This is a genomic window from Frondihabitans peucedani, from assembly GCF_039537585.1.
GTDB lineage: Bacteria > Actinomycetota > Actinomycetes > Actinomycetales > Microbacteriaceae > Frondihabitans > Frondihabitans peucedani.
Window position 1 is genome coordinate 583920 of record NZ_BAABAU010000001.1, and the last position, 19866, is coordinate 603785.

Consider the following 19866-nt stretch of genomic DNA (forward strand, 5'->3'; position numbering starts at 1 on the left):
CGGTAGGGCCCCGGTTAGGCTGGGTGGATGCCAGCACGTCCCATCAAGATCACCGGCGAACCCGTCCTCCACGAGAGGGCTCGCGAGGTCACGGAGTTCGACGACACGCTCCGCACGCTGGTCGCCGACATGTTCGACACGATGGACCAGGCGCCGGGTGTCGGCCTCGCCGGGCCGCAGGTCGGCGTGCCGCTCCGGGTGTTCGTGTACTCCTACGTCGACGACGACGGCGAGGCCTGGCGGGGTGTGGCGATCAACCCCGAGCTCTGGCAGACGCCGCTGTCGCTCGACGACCTCGACGAGGACGACGAGTCGGAGGGCTGCCTGTCGATCCCGGGCGAGCGGTTCCCGCTCCGACGCGCCGAGGGCGTCATCCTGCGCGCGCAGGATCTCGACGGCGAGGGCTACGAGATCGAGGCGCACGGCTGGCTGGCCCGTATCTTCCAGCACGAGTTCGACCACCTCGACGGCGTCCTTTACGCCGACCGGCTCGAGCACCCCTACTGGAAGGCGGCCTCGAAGGTCGTCAAGAAGAAGAGCTGGGGCGTCCCCGGCAAGGAGTGGACGCCGGGCGTCGACCACCCCGAGGGCTGAGGTGTTCATCAGCGGTCGAAACGTTTGCTAGAGTTGTGGTCGCTGTTCAACACAGCGAAATAATCCTCGATAGCTCAATTGGCAGAGCAGCCGGCTGTTAACCGGCAGGTTCTTGGTTCGAGTCCAAGTCGGGGAGCGAAGGCCTCTACGGCTCCACCCGTAGGGGCCTTCTTCGTGCCGTCAGGCACCCGACCGCAGAAGTCGCTCCTGACCACGTCTTCGTGCGGTCAGGAGCGACTTCTGCGGTCGGAGGGTCGCGCCGGCGTCAGTAGCCGGCGGCCGGGTCGACGACGCCGATGAAGTCGCCCTCTCCCCCGAGCGCCCGCACGTTGTGCCGGATCCGCTCGGCGAGGAGCGGCGCCACCATCTCGGGCGTGTCGGCCTGGTGCGGCGTGATGAGGGCGCGGTCGGACATCCAGAGCGGGTGCCCGTCGGGCAGCGGCTCCGGATCGGTGACGTCGAGCCCCGCGCCCCAGATCGCGCCGGCGTCGAGCGCGGCCACGAGGGCGTCGGTGTCGACGAGACCGCCGCGGGCGATGTTCACCAGGACGGCCGTCGACTTCATCGCCTCGAACTCGGCCGCGCCGAACATCTTCGACGTGTCGGAGGTCATCGCTGCGGCGACGATCACGACGTCGGCTGTCGGGAGCACCTCGGAGAGCGACGACGCCGGCACGGTCCGGTCGGCTCCGTCCACGGGGTCGGCGCTCCGGCGGACGATCGTGATGCGGGCGTCGAACGGCTCCAGGAGGCGCATGATCTCGAGAGCGATGCCGCCGGCGCCCACGATGACGACGTCGAGCCCGTAGAGCGAGATGCCCTTCGGCTCGGTGGCCCAGCTGGTGGCGCGCGTGCGCTCCGGGAAGACGCGGAGCAGGGCCAGGGTCAGGGCGAGGGCGTGCTCGGCGACCGGCTCGGAGTACGCGCCCTTGGCACTGGTCCAGAGCGGCCGGGGCTGGTCTGCGTACCGCTTCATGACGGGCGCGAACATGTCGACGCCGGCCATCGGCAGCTGCACCCACTCGATGCCCGGGTGCTCGGTCAGGACGCGGTCGAGCTCGTCGACCGAGCGGTGCGAGAGCCAGACGAGGCCGCGGGTGTCGTCGTCCATCGGCCCGAGGGTGCCGCCGCCCTCCGTGACGGCGTCGACGATGTGCGGTGCCTCGTCCGGGCCCACCGCGATCGGCCCGGGCGTCGGACGGCTCTGGGCGGACGGCGCCGAGGGGGTCACGACGGCGCGGTGCCCCCGCCTCGACTCCGACTGCTCGGGTGCTGGTGCTTTCGCTGGTTCTCGGGACACGGTGGGACTCCTACGGACGGTGCTTCTTCGGCGTGCGGTCTTCGGGCGGGACGATGTCGATGGGGCTGGTCTGGGAGAGCACCTTGACGTACGGGTCGACCGTCGTCTGCAGGACCTCGTCGATGGGGCCGAGCCCGACGACGTGGCCCTGCCGGAGGACCGCGATCCTGTCGGCGACAGCTCGGGCCTCGGCCACGGACGACGTCACGACGACGGCGGAGAACCTGCGGTCGCCGTGCAGGGTGCGGAGCAGTTCGAGGACCGAGTGGCGCACCAGGACGTCGACGCCGCGGGCGGGCTCGTCGGCGATCAGGAGGCGCGGCTCCAGAATGAGGCTCCTCGCGAGGGCGATGCGCTGGCGCTGGCCCGCGCTCAGCTCCCAGGTCTGCTTGAGCATCGTCGACAGCGGGAGGTGGACCGCGTCGACGAGACCCGCGACGAGGCGGCCGGCCTCCTTGCGGTCGAAGCGCTTGTCGCGCTCGTAGAGGGGCTCCGCGACCGCCTCGCCGACAGTCAGGTCGGGGTTCAGCCGGTCGCCGTCATCCTGTGACAGGTAGCCGACCGTGCCGCTGAGGCGGTCGCGGTGGCGCTTCGAGATCGTCTTGATGCGTTCGCCGAGGACGCTGAGCTCTCCGCCGGCGAGGGTCGGGAACCCCTCGGGTGCACGGCCGGCGTAGGCGAGGCCGGCGAGAGCCAGCGCGAGCGTCGACTTTCCCGAGCCGCTCTCGCCGAGGACCCCCAGGATCTCGCCCGGATCGAGCGTGAACGACACCCCGTCGACGGCCCGGACCTCGGGCCGCCCGCCGTGCGAGGCGTAGACGAGCGACAGGTCGTCGGCGACGAGGACCGGGGCGTCAGGATCGAGAGCCGGGCGTGCCATGAATCAGTCCTCGCTCGACAGTGAGGCCAGAGCCAGGCGGCGCTCCCGCTGCTCCCCCGGGTCAGGGACGGGCAGCGAGGCGAGGAGCTTCCGGGTGTACGCGTGCTCGGGAGAGCCGAGCACCTGGTCGTTTGGGCCCTGCTCGATGAGATCGCCGTGGAACAGGACTCCGATGCGGTCGGAGAGCAGGTTGACGACGGCGAGGTCGTGGCTGATGAACAGCGCCGCGAAGCCCAGGTCGCGCTGGAGCTCCGCGAACAGCTCGAGGACACGCGCCTGCACCGACACGTCGAGCGCGCTGGTCGGCTCGTCGGCGACCAGGAGCGTCGGCTCGAGGGCCAGCGACCGGGCGAGGCTCGCCCGCTGACGCTGACCGCCGCTCAGCTCGTGCGGGTAGCGGTCGCCGAACGACTTCGGCAGCTGCACGGCCTCGAGGAGCTCGTCGACTCGCTTCCGGGCGTCGCGGGCGTTGGGCGCGCGGCCGTGGACGATCAGCGGCTCGGCGACGCAGTCGGCGATGGTGAGCAGCGGGTTGAACGACGACGCCGGGTCTTGGAACACGAAGCCGATGTCGGCGCGCTTCGGCTTGAAGTCGCGCTCGTGGACGCCGTTCATCTCGACGCCGAGCACCTCGAGCGATCCGCCGGTGACCCGGGTGAGACCGGCGATGGCGCGGCCGATCGTCGTCTTGCCCGACCCCGACTCCCCCACGAGACCGAGCACCTGGCCGCGGGCGATCGTGAAGTCGACGCCCTTGACGGCCTTGAAGCCGCCGCGACCGAGGCGCCCCGGGTACTCGATCTCGAGGCCCCTGGCACGCACGACGATCTCGGCGCCCTCGGCAGGCGCATCCTGCTGGCCCCTCGCCTCGAGCTTCGGCACCGAGCCGAGCAGGCGCTTGGTGTAGTCGTCCTTCGGTGAGGCGAACAGCGTGGCGGAGTCGGCCTGCTCGACGACCTGGCCGAGGTACATCACGGCGACCCGGTCGGCGAGGTCGGCCACGACGCCCATGTTGTGCGTGATGAGCACGATGGCGGCGCCGAACTCGTCGCGGCAGCGCCGCAGGAGGTCGAGGATCTCAGCCTGCACCGTGACGTCGAGCGCGGTCGTCGGCTCGTCGGCGACGATCACCGAGGGGTTGAGCACGAGCGCCATCGCGATCACGACGCGCTGCTTCTGACCGCCGGAGAACTGGTGCGGGTAGTAGTCGACGCGGGTCTCCGGGTCGGGGATGCCGACGCGGCGCAGGATGTCGATCGCGCGACGACGGGCCTCGCGCTTTCCGACCTTGCCGTGGGCGCGGATGCCTTCCGCGATCTGCCAGCCGACCGTGTAGACGGGGTTGAGAGCTGTCGAGGGCTCCTGGAACACCATCGCGACGTCGGTCCCGCGGAGTTCGCGGACTCGTCGCGGGCCGACGCTCAGCACGTCTTCGCCGGTCAGCAGGACGGCGCCCGACGCGACCGCGGTGTCGGGCAGGAGCCCGAGGATCGTCTTGGCGGTGACCGTCTTGCCGCTGCCGGACTCGCCGACGATCGCCAGGACCTCGCCGGCTCGCACGTCGAGCGAGACTCCGCGGACCGCCAGGACGTCGCCGCCGTCGGTCGCGAAGGTGACCTCGAGGTCGCGGATGTCCACGGCCTTCTCGCGGTCGTCGCCGCGGGGAATCGTCGTGTCGGTCACTTGCCGGCCTCCGTCAGGGTCGCGGTGTTGGTGGCCGAGGCGACGGATGTCCGCCGCTTGGCGCGGCGCCTCGTCCGGAGGCGCGGGTCGGCGAGGTCGTTGAGGCTCTCGCCGACCAGGGTGACACCGAGCACCAGGAGCACGATGGCGGAGCCCGGGAAGACGCCGGTCCACCAGATGCCGCTGGCGGTGTCGGACAGCGCGCGGTTGAGGTCGTAGCCCCACTCCGCCGCCGCGGTCGGCCCGATGCCGAAGCCGAGGAACCCGAGCGAGGCCAGCGTCAGGATCGCCTCGGAGGCGTTGAGCGTGAGGATGAGCGGCAGGCTCCGGGTCGCGTTCCGCAGCACGTGCTTGAACATGATGCGGGCCGTCGACGACCCGATGACCTTCGACGACTCCACGAACGCCTCGGCCTTGAGGCGCACGGCCTCGGCCCGCACGACACGGAAGTACTGCGGAACGAACACGACGGTGATCGAGATGGCGGCCGCCACGATCCCGCCGAAGAGGCTCGACTGACCTCCCGAGATGACGATCGAGACGACGATCGCCAGCAGCAGCGACGGGAACGCGTACACGGCGTCGGCGATGACGACGAGCACCCGGTCGAGCCAGCCGCCGAGGTACCCCGACACCAGACCCAGCGTCACGCCGAGCACCACCGAGATGACGACGGCCAGGATGACGACGGAGATGGCCGTCCGTGCACCCCAGACCACCCGGCTGAACACGTCGTAGCCGCCGACGGTCGTTCCCCAGATGTGCGTGGCCGACGGCGCGCCCTGCCGCGGGAACGAGCCGTGGGCGTCGCTCAGCTGTCCGAAGCCGAAGGGGGCGATCAGCGGGGCGAAGAGGGCTCCGAGGAGGAAGACGACGCAGATGACGATGCCGGTGATCAGCATGCCGCGCTGCAGGCCGACGCTCCGGCGGAGCTGGGCGACGACGGGGAGGCGCTTGTACCAGGGGGCGCGCTGGTCTTTCGCGCTCGCGAGGGCGGTGGTCATGGTCAGTACCTCACTCGCGGGTCGATGAAGGCGGCGATGATGTCGACGATGAAGTTGGTGACCGCGACGATCACCGCCAGGAGGGCGACGATGCCCTGCACGGCGACGAAGTCGCGCGCCGACAGGTACTGCTGCAGCTCGAAGCCGAGGCCGCGCCAGCCGAAGGTGGTCTCGGTGAGCACCGAGCCGCCGAGCAGCATCGCGATCTGCAGACCCATCACCGTGATGATCGGGATGAGCGCCGGCTTCAACGCGTGCTTGCGCACCAGCCGGAGCTCGGAGACGCCGCGCGAGCGCGCCGCATCGACGTAGTCGGCGCCGAGGGTGCCGATGACGTTGGTGCGGACGAGCCGCAGGAAGATGCCGCCGGTGATGAGGCCGAGGGCGAGCGCCGGCATGACCGCGTGCGAGAGGACGTCGATGATGATCGTCGAGTTGCCGGTCCGCAGGGCGTCGATGAGGTAGATGCCGGTCGGGTTCGGGATGCCGCCGAGCGCGAGCTCGACGCGGGTGCTCGCCCGGCCGCCGAGCGGCAGCCAGCCGAGCCAGACCGAGAACACCAGCTTCAGCAGGAGGCCGGCGAAGAAGACCGGAGTCGCGTAGGTGAAGATCGCGAAGACGCGCAGGATCACGTCGGGCCAGCGATCGCGGAGGTACGCCGCGAGCATCCCCAGCGGGATCCCGATGACCAGGGCGACGATGAGCGCGTAGAAGACGAGCTCGATGGTCGCGCCGCCGTAGCTCAGCAGGATGTCGCTGATCTTCCGGTGGTCGGTGAGGGTGGTGCCGAAGTCGCCGCGGAGGAGCTGCCCGAGGTACTCGCCGTACTGCACGATGATCGGTCGATCGTACCCGGCGGCGTGCAGGCGCTCCTGGAGCTGCGCCGGCGTCAGGCGGCCGCCGACCGCAGCGGTGATCGGGTTGCCGACCACGCGCATGAGGAAGAAGACGAGCGTCACCAGGATGAAGACGGTCGGGATGATGAGGAGGAACCGCACGAGCACATAGCGGCCGAGACCGCCGCCGCTCGACTTCGCGCGGGCCGTCGGGGCCACCGGCGGGGCGGTGGGAGAGGTGTCGTTCAGCACGGTCACTGGGTGCGTGTCGCTTTCATCCTGATCATCGACGTCGAGATCGTTCGTACGTGGCGTGGTTCATGGGAATGGGGTGCTCCCCCGGCCTTTGTGCGACCGGGCGAGCACCCCATCCTGCTCACGTGTCCGTCCACCCTAGCGGGCGGTCACGCTCGCTCGGGTCAGCGCGAGAGCGCCGCGTAGCGGAACTTGAAGGACGCGTCGAGCGTCGTGTCGACACCCTTGACGTCTTTCCCGGAGACCGCGACCTGCGCGCCCTGGAGCAGCGGGAGGGTCGAGATGTCGCCGGCCTCGAGCGTCTGGATCTGCTCGATGTCCTTCGTCCGGGCCGAGGCGTCGGTCTCGCTGCGCTGCTTGTCGATCAGGGTGTCGACCTGCGGGTTGTTGTAGTGGTTCAGCAGGAAGCCGCCGTCGACGTCCTTGCCGTCCGCGCCCGGCGAGGGCAGGAAGAACGGCGTCAGGTAGTTGTCGGCGTCGCTGTAGTCGGGGAACCAGCCGAGCTGGTACAGCGGGTAGGCGTCTTTCGTGCGCTGCGTGCTGTACGTGTCGTAGAGGGTCGACTGCAGGTTGACCTTGAACAGGCCGGTCTTCTCGAGCTGCGACTTGATCAGGGCGTACTCGTCGTCGGAGGACGCGCCGTAGTGGTCGGGCGTGTACTGGAGGTTCAGCGTGACCGGGGTCGCGACACCGGCGGAGTTCAGGGTCGACTTCGCCTTGCTGGTGCTGGGGCCGCCGTTGCCGTCGCCGTACATCGTCTTGAACGGCGTGATCGAGCCGGTCAGGCCGTCGGGCACGGCCGAGTAGAGGGGCGTGTAGCTGCCCTTGTACACGTCGGAGGAGAGGGCTTCGCGGTCGACCGAGTCGGCCACGGCCTGACGGACGGCGAGGGCCTTCTTCGAGTCGGCCTCCGAGGTCTTGGCGCCGTAGGGCATCGTGTCGAAGTTGAAGACGATGTAGCGGATCTCGCCGCCGGGGCCGTCGTGGACCGTGACGTTCTTGTTCTTCTTGAGCGACGCGAGGTCGGTGGGGCTGAGCGACCGGTAGGCCACGTCGACGTCGCCCTTCTGGACGGCGAGTTTGAGGTCGGTCTCGTCGGTGAAGTACTGGGCCGTGATCGACTTCGTCTTCGCGTCGCCGAGGATGCCCTTGTAGCCGGTGAAGGCCTTGTACTGGATGAGCTCCTTGGGCTTGTACTGCGAGATCGAGTACTGCCCGGCGAAGCCCTCGCCCTTGACGATGGCGGCGTCGGAGGTCACCTTGGTGGCCGAGAAGACCTGCTCGTCGACGATCGGGCCGGCGGGGCTCGACAGCACCTGCGGCCAGGTCTGGTCGTTGGCGCTCTTGAGTGTGAAGACCACGGTGGTGGCGTCGGGAGCGGCGGTCGACTTGAGGTTCGACAGCAGCGACGACGGGCCGTTGGGGTCGGCGATCGCGAGCTGGCGGTCGAAGGTGAACTTGACGTCGGACGAGGTCAGGGCGTCGCCGTTGGCGAACTTGAGGCCCTTCTTGAGCCTGACCGTGTACTCGGTCGGGCTCGTGAACGACGCGCTCGTGGCGATGTCGGGCTTCACGTCGGGCGAGCCGTACGGCGTGTTCATGAGGAACGGGTAGACCTGGTTCATCACGGCGAACGAGCCGTTGTCGTACGAGCCGGCCGGGTCGAGCGAGGTGATGACGTCGGAGGTGCCGACGATCACGCTGTCGAGACTCGTGTTGCTGGTCGAGCCGCCGGAAGCGCAGCCGGCCAGGACCAGAGCCGTGGCAGCAGCGCCGCCGACTCCGATCAGCAGGCGACGCCCGAGAGTGGACTTCGAATTCAAGGTGGTGACCCCTTTGTATCGGTGGAGGGAGCCGGGGCGGGGCGGCGGCAGGCGCCACCGTGCTGCGATACGCACCCGGGATGACTCATTGGTAACACACGGCCGCGCACCGGCCGTAATTCAGGTCGAAGTGTTTACAGGCCCGCAACGAGCCGCGCAGGATGCGTGCGTTCGTGCCCTATTCGTTGCGGAGCGAGCGGCGCGCTGCCTCGACTTCGACCAGCCTCTGCGCTATCCGGCTGCGCTTCTCGGGATCGTCGCGGGGGTCGGTGCGGTGCATCTGACCGAGGAGCTCGGCCTTCTGCCGGAGGAGGTCGCGCTCGACGAGCGCCGACAGGATGCCCTCGCAGTAGACCGCCATGTCGCGACCCTCGCGCTCGGGCAGCGGCCCGACGGCGAGCTCCTGAACGAGGCCGAGGAACGGCCCGGGCGTCTGGGCGAGCACCGCCTCGACGTAGTTCGGCGCGTCGAGCTGGTCGAGGCTCGCCGCGACGGCGTCGCGCACCACCGACAGCGAGCCGTTGACGAACACCGCGAAGGCCGCCTGCGTCGTCAGGTCGCGAGACGCCGCGGTGGGGTGCTGCAGGATCGCCATGAGCGCGTCGCGCTCCATGCGCGTCGACGGGTCGTCGGGGAGGCGCAGGATGCTCGGGCCCTCTTCCGCAGGCGGAGCCTCGGGGAGGCTCGTGATCGACTGCCGCGACGGGTCGCTCGAGGGGGCGAGGCGCTCGACGGCCTTCGGAGCTGCCGCGGCCTTCGTCGCGGCGAACACGGCGGGCTCGACCTCGGACGGGTCGATGCCGAGCCAGCCGGAGAGGGCCCGGATGTAGCCCTGCATCAGCGACCGGTCGCGGATGCCCGCCACGACGGGTGCGGCGGCGCGGAGACCGGAGGACCGGCCGTCGACGGTCTCGAGGTCGTGCCCCTCGAGGGTGCGCTTGATCATGAACTCGAACATCGGCCGCTTGCTGGTGATCATCCGCCGGACGGCGTCGTCGCCGCGGTTGAGCCTCAGGTCGCAGGGGTCGAGCCCGTCGGGCGCGATGGCCACGAACGTCTGGCTGGCGAACCGCTGCTCCTCGGTGAAGGCGCGGCTGGCGGCGCGCTGACCGGCCTCGTCGGGGTCGAAGGTGAAGACGACCTCGCCGCCGGCAGACGTGTCGAGACCGCGCGAGTCGCCGATCATCGGCCGGAGCACCTTGATGTGGTCGACGCCGAACGAGGTGCCGCAGGTCGCGACCGCGGTCGTGACCCCCGCGAGGTGACAGGCCATGACGTCGGTGTAGCCCTCGACGATGACGACCTGCTTCTCTTTCGAGATGTCGCGCCGGGCGAGGTCGAGCCCGTAGAGCACCTGCGACTTGTGGTAGATCGGCGTCTCGGGGGTGTTGAGGTACTTCGGCCCGTTGTCGTCGTCGAGGAGCTTGCGCGCGCCGAAGCCGATGGTCGCGCCCGTGACGTCGCGGATCGGCCAGATCAGCCGGCCGCGGAAGCGGTCGTACGCGTTGCGGTCGCCCTGGCTCAGGAGCCCGGACGTGAGGAGCTCGTCTTCGGAGAACCCGCGGCCCTTGAGATGCGAGCGGAGCGCGTCGAACGACTTGGGTGCGAAGCCCACGCCGAAGCGGGCGGCCGCCGCAGGATCGAAGCCCCGCTCGCCCAGGAAGCGCCGGCCCGGGTCGGCCTCGGGTGCCGTCAGGTGCTCCACGAAGAACTCGCGGGCCGCCTCGTTCGCAGCCAGGAGGCGGGCGCGGTTGCCGTGGTCGCTCGCCTGCCCGCCGTCTTCGTAGTGCAGCGTGAAGTTGATCCGGGCGGCCATGCGCTCCACGGCCTCCTGGAAGGTCGTGTGATCGGTCTTCTGGATGAAGCTGAAGACGTCTCCGTCTTCACCGCAGCCGAAGCAGTGGTAGCGGCCGACCTGCGGCCGGACGTGGAAGCTGGGGCTCCGCTCGTCGTGGAAGGGGCACAGGCCCTTGAGCGAGCCGACCCCGGCGCCCTTGAGGTCGACGTAGTCGCCGACGACGTCGGCGATGTTGACGCGCGACCGCACCTCGTCGATGTCGGCGCGCTTGATCAGCCCGGCCACGGTTCTCCGCCTCTCCCCGACCCGATGCCATGACCGGCCACCCACGTGGACGACGTCATGCCCGCACGAGCCGCTCGTGCCAGGCCGTGGCGCTCTGATCGGTGAGCGACGCCACCTGGTCGACCACGACGCGCTTCCGCGCAGCGTCGTCGCGAGCGAGCGACCAGTCGGTGGCGAAGCCGGGGTCGAGCTCGCTGGGGCCGGACTCCCAGAGGGCGTCGGAGAGCTCCGTGAGGAGCTCGCGCTGCTTGACGTAGATGGGCTGGCGGGCGTTGTGCGTCATCACGAAGGCGGCCACGATGCCCTTGAGCGCGGCGATCTCGCCGATGATCTCGGCGGGGATGACGACGCTCGCCGAGAACCGGATGAGGCTCTCCTGCGGGTAGTGCTCACGGGTGGCCTCCCGGGCCGATGCGGCGAAGTGCCCGATCAGCTGACTCGTGAGGTTCTTCAGCCGAGCCTGGTCGACCCGGCCCCCGTCGTAGTCGTCGAGCCAGACGTCGAGCGATCGCAGGCGCTCGAACGCCTCCGCGAGCTCGTCGCGGCTGAGCTCGCCGCCCACCCACGCGTGCGTGGCCGAGATGAGGGCGTCGTGCTCCTCGACGCTCCCGAGGGAGCCGACGTCGATGTAGCCGTTGACAACGGCGTCCTCGAAGTCGTGCACGGAGTAGGCGATGTCGTCGCTGAGGTCCATCACCTGGGCCTCGATGCACCGCTGCCGGCGCGGTGCCCCCTGGCGCAGCCAGTCGAAGGCGGGGGTGTCGTCGTCGTAGAAGCCGAACTTGGTGCGGCCGCCGGGGTCGGCGACGCCCTGCGCGGCCGGCCAGGGGTACTTGCAGCTCGCGTCGAGGCTGGCTCGGGTGAGGTTGAGCCCGAAACTGAAGCCCTCGGCGTCGATGACCTTGGGCTCGATCCTGGTCAGGAGCCGGAGCGTCTGCGCGTTGCCCTCGAAGCCGCCGATGTCGGTCGACCAGTCGTTCAGGGCCTTCTCGCCGTTGTGGCCGAACGGCGGGTGACCGAGGTCGTGAGCGAGGCAGGCCGTGTCGACGACGTCGGGGTCGAGACCGAGGCTCGTCGCGAGCTCCCGCCCGACCTGCGCGACCTCGAGCGAGTGCGTCAGACGGTTGCGGGCGAAGTCGAGACCCGCCGTCGGACTCAGCACCTGCGTCTTCGCGGCCAGGCGGCGGAGCGCGCTCGAGTGGAGGAGCCGGGCGCGGTCGCGGGCGAAGTCGCTGCGACGGCTCGAGTGCTGCTCGGGCAGCCAGCGCTGGGTGTCGTGCTCGGTGTAGCCGAGCGCGGCGGCCAGGGGCGACACCGTGTGACTGCCCGTCGAGGCGGAGACCTGGTGCGGGTTCGGCTGCTGGTGGTTCACGCGGGCCCTTCGGGCGGGGAGGACGGACGGGGAAGGACGCTCTGCGCGCTCACCCGCCGCTGTGGTGCAGCTCGGCTGCGGCCAGCTCGCCCCGGAACGCCTCGTCGAGCTCGCGGCTCTCGAGCCAGCGGTCGGGGAGCGACGGCGTCTTCGGGCTGCCCGCCCGCCCGCGCGGGCCCTCGGCCTCGGCGCCGGGGTACGGCTGCGACCCGTCGAGAGTGCCGAGGAGGTCGTCGATCTCGGCGAGGGTCGACGACGCGGCCAGGCTGGCCCGCACCTCTCCCCCGACGGGATAGCCCTTGAAGTACCAGGCGACGTGCTTGCGGATGTCGCGGCAGGCGCGGTCTTCTTCGCCGAAGAAGTCGACGAGGAGCTCGGCATGGCGTCGGAACGCGCGCGCGACCTCGCCGAGCGACGGCTCGGCCTTCGCGACCTCGCCACGGAAGGCCGCGGCCAGATCGCCGAACAGCCAGGGGCGGCCGAGGCAGCCCCGACCGACGACGACGCCGTCGCAGCCGGTCTCGTCGACCATGCGCAGCGCGTCTGCCGCCGACCAGATGTCGCCGTTGCCGAGCACCGGCACGCCCGTGATCGTCTCTTTGAGAGTCGCGATGGCGCTCCAGTCGGCCTGCCCCGAGTAGTACTCGGAGGCCGTGCGGGCGTGCAGAGCGATCGAGGCCACGCCGGCGCCTTCGGCTGCCTTGCCCGCCTCGAGATAGGTGAGGTGGTCGGAGTCGATGCCCTTGCGCATCTTGACCGTCAGCGGGATGTCGCCGGCCGCGCGGACCGCCCGCTCGACGATCTCGCGGAACAGCCCGAGCTTCCAGGGCAGAGCTGCGCCGCCGCCCCTCCTGGTCACCTTCGCGACCGGGCAGCCGAAGTTGAGGTCGATGTGGTCGGCGCGGTCTTCGGCGACCAGCATGGTCACGGCCTCGGCGACGGTGTTCGGCTCGACGCCGTAGAGCTGGATGCTCCGCACCGACTCGCTCTCGTGGTGCGTGATGAGCCGCATTGACTCGGGGGTGCGCTCGACGAGGGCGCGGCTGGTGATCATCTCGCTGACGTAGAGGCCGGCGCCGTACTCGCGGCAGAGCCTGCGGTACGCCGTGTTGGTGATCCCTGCCATCGGCGCGAGCACGACCGGGGAGTCGACCGTCAGTCGGCCGATCCCGAGGCTCGTCGGACGCGAGCCAGTGCGGGCCGTCGCCTGGCCTGTCGCCTCGGCCGGCGCCTCGCCCGGGGTGAATTCTGTCAGAGTGGTTGTCATCGGGTTCGATTATCCCAGACCTGTGCCGGTGCGCGATCCTGCTGTCGGCTCCCGTGGAGAAGTGAGCGGCCCGAGCCGCCTGTGGAGAGGACTCCCATGACGACTGTCCCCAGTGCCTCCGGCACCGACCGAGTGACGCAGGATGCCGCGGCCCGCGGTCTCGAGGTCGAGGTCGTCTCGCGCCCCGCTGCCGGGAGCCTCCACGAGGCGGCCGAGCTCCTCGGCATCGAGCCGGCCAGCATCGTCAAGAGCCTCGTGGTCAAGAAGCACGACGGCACCTTCCTGTTCGCTCTGGTGCCGGGCGGCCGGCAGATCTCGTGGTCGAAGCTCCGCTCGGTCGTCGCGGTCAACAAGCTGTCGCTCCCCTCGCCCGAGCTCGCCCTCGAGGCGACGGGCTACGAGCGCGGCACCATCACGCCGATCGGCAGCAGCACCGCGTGGCCGGTGTTCGCCGACGAGCGGATCCGCGGCCGGCGGGTCGCCCTCGGCGCCGGAGCCCACGGCTTCAGCGCGTTCGTCGACGGCGACGCGCTCCTGGCGGCCTACGACGCCGTCGTCGCCGACATCACCGACGACGAGGTCCCTCGCTAGCGGTCAGAGCGAGGCGCCCTCGTCGAGCGCGGCGGTGACCGCGCGCGCGGACGCGGCTGCCGCCTCGGCGGGCGACGGCTCGATGTCGACAGAGTCGATGTCGACCGAGTCGACGTCGATCACGTCGGCTTCGATTTCGGCGACGCCGTCGAGTGGTTCGACGGATACGACGGCGCCGGGCAGCAGGCAGCTGTCGCCCTCGCAGGCGGCTGCGGCGGCGTCGCCGAGCATCTTGAACGGCCCGGTCTGTGACACGGAGCCGCTCATCGGGCGGCCGCCTCGTCGGTCTGGCCGGAGGGCTCGCCGGCCGAGCCGCTGGCGATCTCGGCGGCGACCGTGCGGAGGACGTCGGCGAAGACCGCGGGATCCTGCGCGCCCGACACCCCGTAGGTGTTCTCGAAGACGAAGAACGGGACGCCGTTGATGCCGTACTCGGCCGCCTGGGCCTGATCGGCCCGGACGTCCGCGAGGTGCTCGTCGCTCTCGAGGGAGCGCAGCACGTCGTCGCGGTCGAGGCCGGCCTCGGCGGCGATGTCGGCGAGGACGTCGAGCCGGCCGAGGTGACGGCCCTGCTCGAAGTAGGCCGACAGGAGAGCCTCGGTCAGCACGAGCTGCACGCCGCGCGCCTTGGCGTAGTGCAGGAGCTGGTGCGCCTTGACCGTGTTGGTGTGGTGCATGGCGTTGAAGTCGTAGTGGAGCCCGACCGACTCGGCGATCCCGCCGACGGTGTCGAGCATCTGCTTCGCCTGGGCCGGGGCGAGGCCCTTGTGACCGGCGAGGAACTCGACCTCGTTGCCCTCGAAGTCGACGGGGGTGTCGGGCGAGAGCTCGAACGAGTGGTACTCGACCTCGACCTCCCCGTCGAAGGAGGCGGCGGCGGCCTCGAATTTGCGCTTGCCGATGAAGCACCACGGGCACGCGATGTCGGACCAGACGTCGACCTTGATGGGAGTACTCGAATTCACACCCGGGCCAACCCCTCGCTCGGCTCCCGCATTCCGCCCGACCCTGCCGCGTCGCGGCCCGGCGCCGGGCGGAGCCGCAGCTAGCAGCCGATCAGCTGCCCCGCGAGGTATCCCTCGAGCTTGTCGAGCGACACCCGCTCTTGCGCCATCGTGTCGCGCTCGCGCACGGTCACGGCGTTGTCGTCGAGCGAGTCGAAGTCGACGGTGACGCAGAACGGCGTGCCGATCTCGTCTTGGCGGCGGTAGCGGCGGCCGATCGCGCCGGCGTCGTCGAAGTCGATGTTCCAGTGCTTGCGGAGGCCGGCCGCGACCGAGCGCGCGAGCGGCGAGAGGTTCTCGTTGCGCGACAGCGGCAGCACGGCGACCTTGACGGGCGAGAGGCGCCGGTCGAGCTTCAGCACGGTGCGCTTGTCGACGCCGCCCTTGGCGTTGGGCGCCTCGTCTTCGTGGAACGAGTCGACGAGGAACGCCATCAGCGCGCGGGTCAGACCGAATGCGGGCTCGATGACGAAGGGTATCCAGCGCTCGTTCTTGGTCTGGTCGAAGTACGACAGGTCGACGCCGGAGGCCTCGGAGTGCGTGCGGAGATCGAAGTCCGTGCGGTTCGCGACTCCCATGAGCTCGCCCCACTCCGAGCCCGCGAAGCGGAACTTGTACTCAAGGTCGACGGTGCGCTTGGAGTAGTGCGACAGCTTCTCGGTCGGGTGCTCGTAGCGGCGCATGTTCTCGGGCGTGATGCCGAGCTGCAGGTACCACTCCTCGCAGGCGTCTATCCAGTACTGGAACCACTCCTCGTCGGTGCCGGGCTCGACGAAGAACTCCATCTCCATCTGCTCGAACTCGCGGGTGCGGAAGATGAAGTTGCCGGGGGTGATCTCGTTGCGGAACGACTTGCCGACCTGTGCGATGCCGAAGGGGGGCTTCATGCGCGCCGAGCCCATGACGTTCGCGAAGTTGACGAAGATGCCCTGCGCGGTCTCGGGGCGGAGGTACGCCATGCCCTGCTCGTTGTCGACCGGGCCGAGGAAGGTCTTGAGGAGGCCGGAGAAGTTCTGCGGCTCGGTCCACGAGCCCTCCTGGCCGGTGTCGGGGTCGCGGATGTCGGCGAGGCCGTTGACCGGCGGGTGGCCGTGCTTCTGCTCGTACGCCTCGAGCAGGTGATCGGCGCGGAAGCGCTTGTGGGTGTGGAGCGACTCGACGAGAGGGTCGCTGAAGACCTCGACGTGGCCGGACGCCTCCCACACCTTGCGGGGCAGGATCACCGAGGAGTCGAGCCCGACGATGTCGTCGCGGCCCTGCACCATGAACTTCCACCACTGCTGCTTGATGTTCTCTTTGAGCGCGACGCCGAGGGGCCCGTAGTCCCAGGCCGACCGCGAACCGCCGTAGATCTCGCCCGCCTGGTAGACGAACCCCCGGCGCTTGGCCAGGGCGATGACGGAATCGAGACGGTTGGGGGCTGCCACGTGTGATGCTCCAAAGGAATCCGGCGCCGGACTGGGTGCCCGACGTACCCCGACAGCCTACTGGCCGGTCGGGGCCAGAGCCGAGACCACGCGGTCCACGTCGGTCTCGTCGTTCCAGAGGTGGAACGCGATCCTGACGCGGCCCGCGCGACCCGAGACGGTGAGCCCCCCGCTCGTCAGCCGGAGGAGGTCCTGCCCCTGAGGATCGGCCCAGGTCACGATCGCCTGCCCCTGGGGCGCGATCCCCAGCCGTCGGCAGAGCTCGTCGCCGAGCCCGGTCGCGTGGCGCCAGACGTCGCCCAGGTCGAGCGACGCGAAGAGCTCGAGGGCGGGCAGCGCTCCGACGAAGGCCTGCCAGGCCGGCGACACGTCGAAACGCCGCGCGGTCTCGGCGAGAGTGAGGTCGCCGCCGTAGCAGGATGCCCAGACGTCGTCGCCGGCGTACCAGCCCGCCTGGACGGGGCGCAGGATCGCGGCGAACCCGGGCTCGAAGGTGGCGAACGCGACGCCGCGCGGCGAGCACAGCCACTTGTAGGCGTGCGTGACGGTCGCGTCGTAGCGCGACGCGTCGACGGGCAGGACTCCTGCGGCCTGCGTCAGATCGACGAGGGTGCGTGCCCCGTGGGCGGCGGCAGCGGCGACCACCGCGTCGTCGTCGGCGAGTGCCCCGGTGGCGGACTGGACGAGCGAGTAGGCCACGAGCCACGTGTCGTCGCGGACGGCGTCGCCGAGGGCCTCGAGCGGGACGTTCCTCACCCGGACGCCGCGGTGATCCTGCGCGACGAAGGGGGCCACGACAGAGCTGAAGTCGCCCTCGACGCAGAGCAGCTCCGCACCGTCGGGCACGGCGGCCGCGATCACCGAGACCATGACCGACGTCTGCGAGCCGATGGCGACCCTCGACACGTCGACGCCCACCAGCCGGGCGAATGCCGCGCGGCTGTCTTCGGCGATCTGCCCCGCGGCGACGGGCGACACGACGCCGGACGACCACGCGTCGAGATCGGCGCGGAGGGCGGCGACGGTCTCGGTCGACGGGAGACCGCCGGTGCACGCCGCGAGGTAGCCCGCTCCCCCGGGAAAGAGCGCTCGCGCTTCGGCCGTCGATGTAATGCGTCCATGGTCGAGGCCGCGAGAGCATCACACAACAGCCCCTTCGGCATGCCGGGCATAACCGGAGATTATGCTCGTGCCGTGCCGTCCGACCTCGATCTCCTCGACCTCCGCGTCATCCGCGCCCTCGCCGACACCGGCAGCGTGACCGCCGCTGCGGCGCGCCTCGGCTACAGCCAGCCGGCCGTCACGCAGCGGCTCCGCCGGGCCGAGGCGCAGCTCGGGCAGCCCCTCGTCCTGCGCTCCACCCGCGGGGTGACGCTCACGGAGGCGGGCCGCCGACTCGCGCAGCACGCGGTGCACGTGCAGGCCGCCCTCGACGCGGCCCGCCAGGAGCTCGACGAGCTCGCGGGCACGACGACCGGGACCCTGAGGCTGGCCGGCTTCCCGAGCGCCTCCCCCACGCTCGTGCCCGCGCTCCTGTCGACTCTCCACGACCGGCAGCCGGGGCTCACCGTCTCGTACGTGGAGGTCGAGCCGCCCGAGGGCCTCGACCTCCTGCGCTCGGGGTCGATCGATCTCGCGCTCACCTTCAGCTATCCGGGCGACGGTCGAGGCCAGGCGCCCACGTCGACCGCCACGACGCCGGACGTCGTCGTCGAGACCCCCCTCTACCGGGACACCATGCTGGCCGTCGCCCCGGCCGGCTCGTTCGCAGGATCGGGAGCAGCCCTCGCCACCCTGTCCGGAGCCCGCTTCATCGGCGGCTGCCCGCGCTGCCGCGGTCACCTCCTGGCGGCCTGCCGCCGGGCGGGGTTCGAGCCCGACATCGTGCTCGAGACCGACAACGCCCTGGCCGTCACCGGACTCGTCGCGGCGGGCCTCGGAGTCGCGGTCCTGCCCTCGCTGTCGCTCGTCTCGGCGGGTCTGCCCGACGGCGTGGAGTCGAGGCCGCTCGACGGCGACGACGACCGCGTCGTCCACGTCGCCCACGCGTCCGGCGCCGAGCGCGTCCCTGCGGTGCGGGTCGCCGTCGAGGCGCTCGCGTCTCTCGATCCTGCGCGGTTCGGGCTCCGGCCCCTGCGCCCGGATGTCAGCACCCGCGGTTAGGCTGAACGGGATCCAGGCCCTCGGGCCCCGTAGACAGAAGGGCGACTGTGAGACGACCGTCCAGCGCGCGACGCCGGCGAGTCCCGGCGATCGCCGTCGCTCTGGGCCTCCTCGTCACCCTCACCGCCTGCGCCCCGTCGGTCGGCACGCTGACCCCGATCGCCGGGTCGGGCACCGGCGGCGGCGCAGGATCGACCTCCGCACCTCAGCCCCAGGTCACCGGCGGCACCGGCTCGGGGGGCCTCGGCGGCAGCGGCTCGGGCAGCTCGAACCCGGCGCGGCTCGCGCCCGGCGGCACCCTCCTCAACCAGGTCAACTACAAAGACCTCACGATCTACGTCTACCGGGTGGGCGAGCTGACCACGACGAAGCCGTCGATCTACGCCCGCTCGAACGGCGACGACCCCTACCCGGCGGGCACGAAGGTCGAGGTGACCGCCTACGTGCTCACCAACGACTCCAGCCAGCGCCTCGACCTCACTGACCTCAGCGCCGACTACTCGTCATACGGCAACAAGCTGGCGGCTCAAGACACGTTCGCGGGTCAAGACCTCCTGACGCAGAAGGGCTACAGCACCGACCTCTCGACGCAGTTCCCGAAGGGGTCGTCGACCTGGTACCTGCTGCCGGGCAAGGCGGTGGTGTTCGCGAACGCCTGGTTCCACCGCGACTCCGACGGGCCACTGACCCTGCAGTTCCTCTGGCCGAGCGAGCGGATCTTCCTCGGCGCGAACATCACCTTCTAGGTCGAGGGCGTCGGCTCGGGCGCGTCCACCGCGCCGCCGAACCTGCGGCCGCGACCGGTGTACACGTCGATGGCCTGCCAGAGGTCCTCGCGCGTGAAGTCGGGCCAGAGCCGGTCGAGGAACACCATCTCGGCGTAGGCCGACTCCCACAGCTGGAAGTTCGAGGTGCGCTGCTCCCCCGACGACCGGACGAACAGGTCGACGTCGGGCAGCTGCGGCTGGTAGAGGTGCCGCTGGATGACCTTCTCGGTGATCCCCGACGGCTTCAGGCGCCCCGCGGCGACCTCGGCCGCGATCGACTGGACCGCGTCGGTCAGCTCGTTGCGGCCGCCGTAGTTCACGCACATGTTCAGCGTCATGGTCGAGTTCTGCTTCGTGGCCTCCTCGGCCACCCGCAGCTCGTTGATCACGGAGGCCCAGAGCTTCGGCCGGCGCCCCGACCAGCGGATCCGCACACCCCAGGCATTCAGCTGCTCGCGGCGCCGGTGGAGGACCTCGCGGTTGAACCCCATCAGGAACCGCACCTCCTCGGGGCTCCGCTTCCAGTTCTCGGTCGAGAACACGTAGACGCTGAGGTGCTGCACCCCGACCTGGATCGCCCCGGCCACCACCTCGAGGAGGGCGGCCTCGCCCGCCTTGTGCCCCTCGATCCTGGGCAGGCCACGGGCGTTCGCCCACCGGCCGTTGCCGTCCATGACGACCGCGACGTGCTTCGGGACCGAGCCGGCCGGGTACGACGGCGGCTCGCCGCCCTGCCAGTCGAGCGGCTTGTACTCCATCGACTTCGGCATCATGCGGCGGCCGAAGAGGCCGCGCCGCTCGTCGGGGTCGGACGGGG

18 protein-coding genes and 1 tRNA gene are annotated in these 19866 nt (G+C 70.4%); 5 read left to right on the forward strand and 14 right to left on the reverse strand.

Annotated features, from left to right (window positions below; all coding sequences use genetic code 11):
* Positions 1-27 precede the first annotated feature (27 nt).
* Together def and ABD733_RS02760 are read left to right on the forward strand one after the other, a co-directional pair.
* Positions 28-594: a peptide deformylase gene (def, locus tag ABD733_RS02755; RefSeq protein ID WP_344793505.1), complete on the forward strand. Its 567-nt coding sequence runs from the start codon at positions 28-30 to the stop codon at positions 592-594.
* A gap of 63 nt (positions 595-657) precedes the next feature.
* A tRNA-Asn gene (locus ABD733_RS02760) sits at positions 658-730 on the forward strand.
* Between the two features lie 129 nt (positions 731-859).
* Here ABD733_RS02760 and ABD733_RS02765 read toward each other — a convergent pair.
* From ABD733_RS02765 to dusB, 9 genes are all read right to left on the reverse strand, one after another.
* Positions 860-1894: a D-isomer specific 2-hydroxyacid dehydrogenase family protein gene (locus tag ABD733_RS02765; RefSeq protein ID WP_425552849.1), complete on the reverse strand. Its 1035-nt coding sequence runs from the start codon at positions 1892-1894 to the stop codon at positions 860-862.
* A 10-nt stretch (positions 1895-1904) separates the two neighbouring features.
* Positions 1905-2774 carry an ATP-binding cassette domain-containing protein gene (locus ABD733_RS02770; RefSeq protein ID WP_344793506.1) on the reverse strand — a complete coding sequence of 290 codons (870 nt, stop codon included), beginning with the start codon at positions 2772-2774 and terminating at the stop codon, positions 1905-1907.
* A gap of 3 nt (positions 2775-2777) precedes the next feature.
* Positions 2778-4457, reverse strand: coding sequence for an ABC transporter ATP-binding protein (locus tag ABD733_RS02775; RefSeq protein WP_344793507.1), 1680 nt, complete (start codon positions 4455-4457; stop codon positions 2778-2780).
* Positions 4454-5461 (reverse strand): ABC transporter permease, encoded by a 1008-nt coding sequence (locus tag ABD733_RS02780; RefSeq protein ID WP_344793508.1) that lies wholly within the window; start codon positions 5459-5461, stop codon positions 4454-4456. Before ABD733_RS02780 ends, ABD733_RS02775 begins: the two co-directional genes overlap by 4 nt.
* A gap of 2 nt (positions 5462-5463) precedes the next feature.
* On the reverse strand, positions 5464-6549 hold the full coding sequence (locus ABD733_RS02785) for an ABC transporter permease (RefSeq protein WP_425552850.1): 1086 nt from the start codon (positions 6547-6549) through the stop codon (positions 5464-5466).
* 167 nt (positions 6550-6716) lie between these two features.
* Positions 6717-8375 (reverse strand): ABC transporter substrate-binding protein, encoded by a 1659-nt coding sequence (locus tag ABD733_RS02790; RefSeq protein WP_344793509.1) that lies wholly within the window; start codon positions 8373-8375, stop codon positions 6717-6719.
* Positions 8376-8553: 178 nt separating this feature from the next.
* Positions 8554-10458 (reverse strand): DNA primase, encoded by a 1905-nt coding sequence (gene dnaG, locus ABD733_RS02795; RefSeq protein ID WP_344793510.1) that lies wholly within the window; start codon positions 10456-10458, stop codon positions 8554-8556.
* Positions 10459-10513: 55 nt separating this feature from the next.
* Entirely contained in the window at positions 10514-11764 is a 1251-nt protein-coding gene (locus ABD733_RS02800; RefSeq protein WP_344795971.1) for a deoxyguanosinetriphosphate triphosphohydrolase, read from the reverse strand.
* 115 nt (positions 11765-11879) lie between these two features.
* Entirely contained in the window at positions 11880-13097 is a 1218-nt protein-coding gene (dusB, locus tag ABD733_RS02805; RefSeq protein WP_344793511.1) for a tRNA dihydrouridine synthase DusB, read from the reverse strand.
* A 96-nt stretch (positions 13098-13193) separates the two neighbouring features.
* Here dusB and ABD733_RS02810 point away from each other — a divergent pair, with 96 nt between their 5' ends.
* Complete coding sequence (locus ABD733_RS02810) at positions 13194-13688, forward strand: aminoacyl-tRNA deacylase (RefSeq protein ID WP_344793512.1); 495 nt, start codon at positions 13194-13196, stop codon at positions 13686-13688.
* A gap of 3 nt (positions 13689-13691) precedes the next feature.
* On the opposite strand, the gene ABD733_RS02815 is transcribed toward ABD733_RS02810, so the two are convergent.
* From ABD733_RS02815 to ABD733_RS02830, 4 genes are all read right to left on the reverse strand, one after another.
* Positions 13692-13943: a hypothetical protein gene (locus tag ABD733_RS02815; RefSeq protein WP_344793513.1), complete on the reverse strand. Its 252-nt coding sequence runs from the start codon at positions 13941-13943 to the stop codon at positions 13692-13694.
* A gap of 8 nt (positions 13944-13951) precedes the next feature.
* Entirely contained in the window at positions 13952-14653 is a 702-nt protein-coding gene (locus ABD733_RS02820) for a DsbA family oxidoreductase (RefSeq protein ID WP_344793514.1), read from the reverse strand.
* A gap of 80 nt (positions 14654-14733) precedes the next feature.
* On the reverse strand, positions 14734-16119 hold the full coding sequence (locus ABD733_RS02825; protein ID WP_344793515.1) for a glycine--tRNA ligase: 1386 nt from the start codon (positions 16117-16119) through the stop codon (positions 14734-14736).
* A 57-nt stretch (positions 16120-16176) separates the two neighbouring features.
* Entirely contained in the window at positions 16177-17232 is a 1056-nt protein-coding gene (locus tag ABD733_RS02830) for an aminotransferase class V-fold PLP-dependent enzyme (protein ID WP_344795973.1), read from the reverse strand.
* Between the two features lie 81 nt (positions 17233-17313).
* Between ABD733_RS02830 and ABD733_RS02835 the strand changes: the two genes are divergently transcribed.
* The gene (locus ABD733_RS02835) at positions 17314-18282 is read left to right on the forward strand and encodes a LysR family transcriptional regulator (protein ID WP_344793516.1); all 969 of its coding nucleotides are present in this window, start codon (positions 17314-17316) and stop codon (positions 18280-18282) included.
* Positions 18283-18329: 47 nt separating this feature from the next.
* A complete protein-coding gene (locus ABD733_RS02840; RefSeq protein WP_344793517.1) occupies positions 18330-19028 on the forward strand; it encodes a hypothetical protein in 699 nt (232 codons plus the stop codon).
* Here ABD733_RS02840 and ABD733_RS02845 read toward each other — a convergent pair.
* Positions 19025-19822, reverse strand: coding sequence for an isoprenyl transferase (locus ABD733_RS02845; RefSeq protein WP_344795975.1), 798 nt, complete (start codon positions 19820-19822; stop codon positions 19025-19027). The genes ABD733_RS02840 and ABD733_RS02845 overlap by 4 nt on opposite strands.
* Positions 19823-19866 lie beyond the last annotated feature (44 nt).

Bases quoted from the DNA above. Each gene is read 5' to 3' on its own strand.
- dusB (WP_344793511.1), bottom strand. From the start codon at position 13,097: ATGACAACCACTCTGACAGAATTCACCCCGGGCGAGGCGCCGGCCGAG.
- ABD733_RS02780 (WP_344793508.1), bottom strand. From the start codon at position 5,461: ATGACCACCGCCCTCGCGAGCGCGAAAGACCAGCGCGCCCCCTGGTAC.
- ABD733_RS02770 (WP_344793506.1), bottom strand. From the start codon at position 2,774: ATGGCACGCCCGGCTCTCGATCCTGACGCCCCGGTCCTCGTCGCCGAC.
- ABD733_RS02810 (WP_344793512.1), top strand. From the start codon at position 13,194: ATGACGACTGTCCCCAGTGCCTCCGGCACCGACCGAGTGACGCAGGAT.
- ABD733_RS02845 (WP_344795975.1), bottom strand. From the start codon at position 19,822: ATGATGCCGAAGTCGATGGAGTACAAGCCGCTCGACTGGCAGGGCGGC.
- def (WP_344793505.1), top strand. From the start codon at position 28: ATGCCAGCACGTCCCATCAAGATCACCGGCGAACCCGTCCTCCACGAG.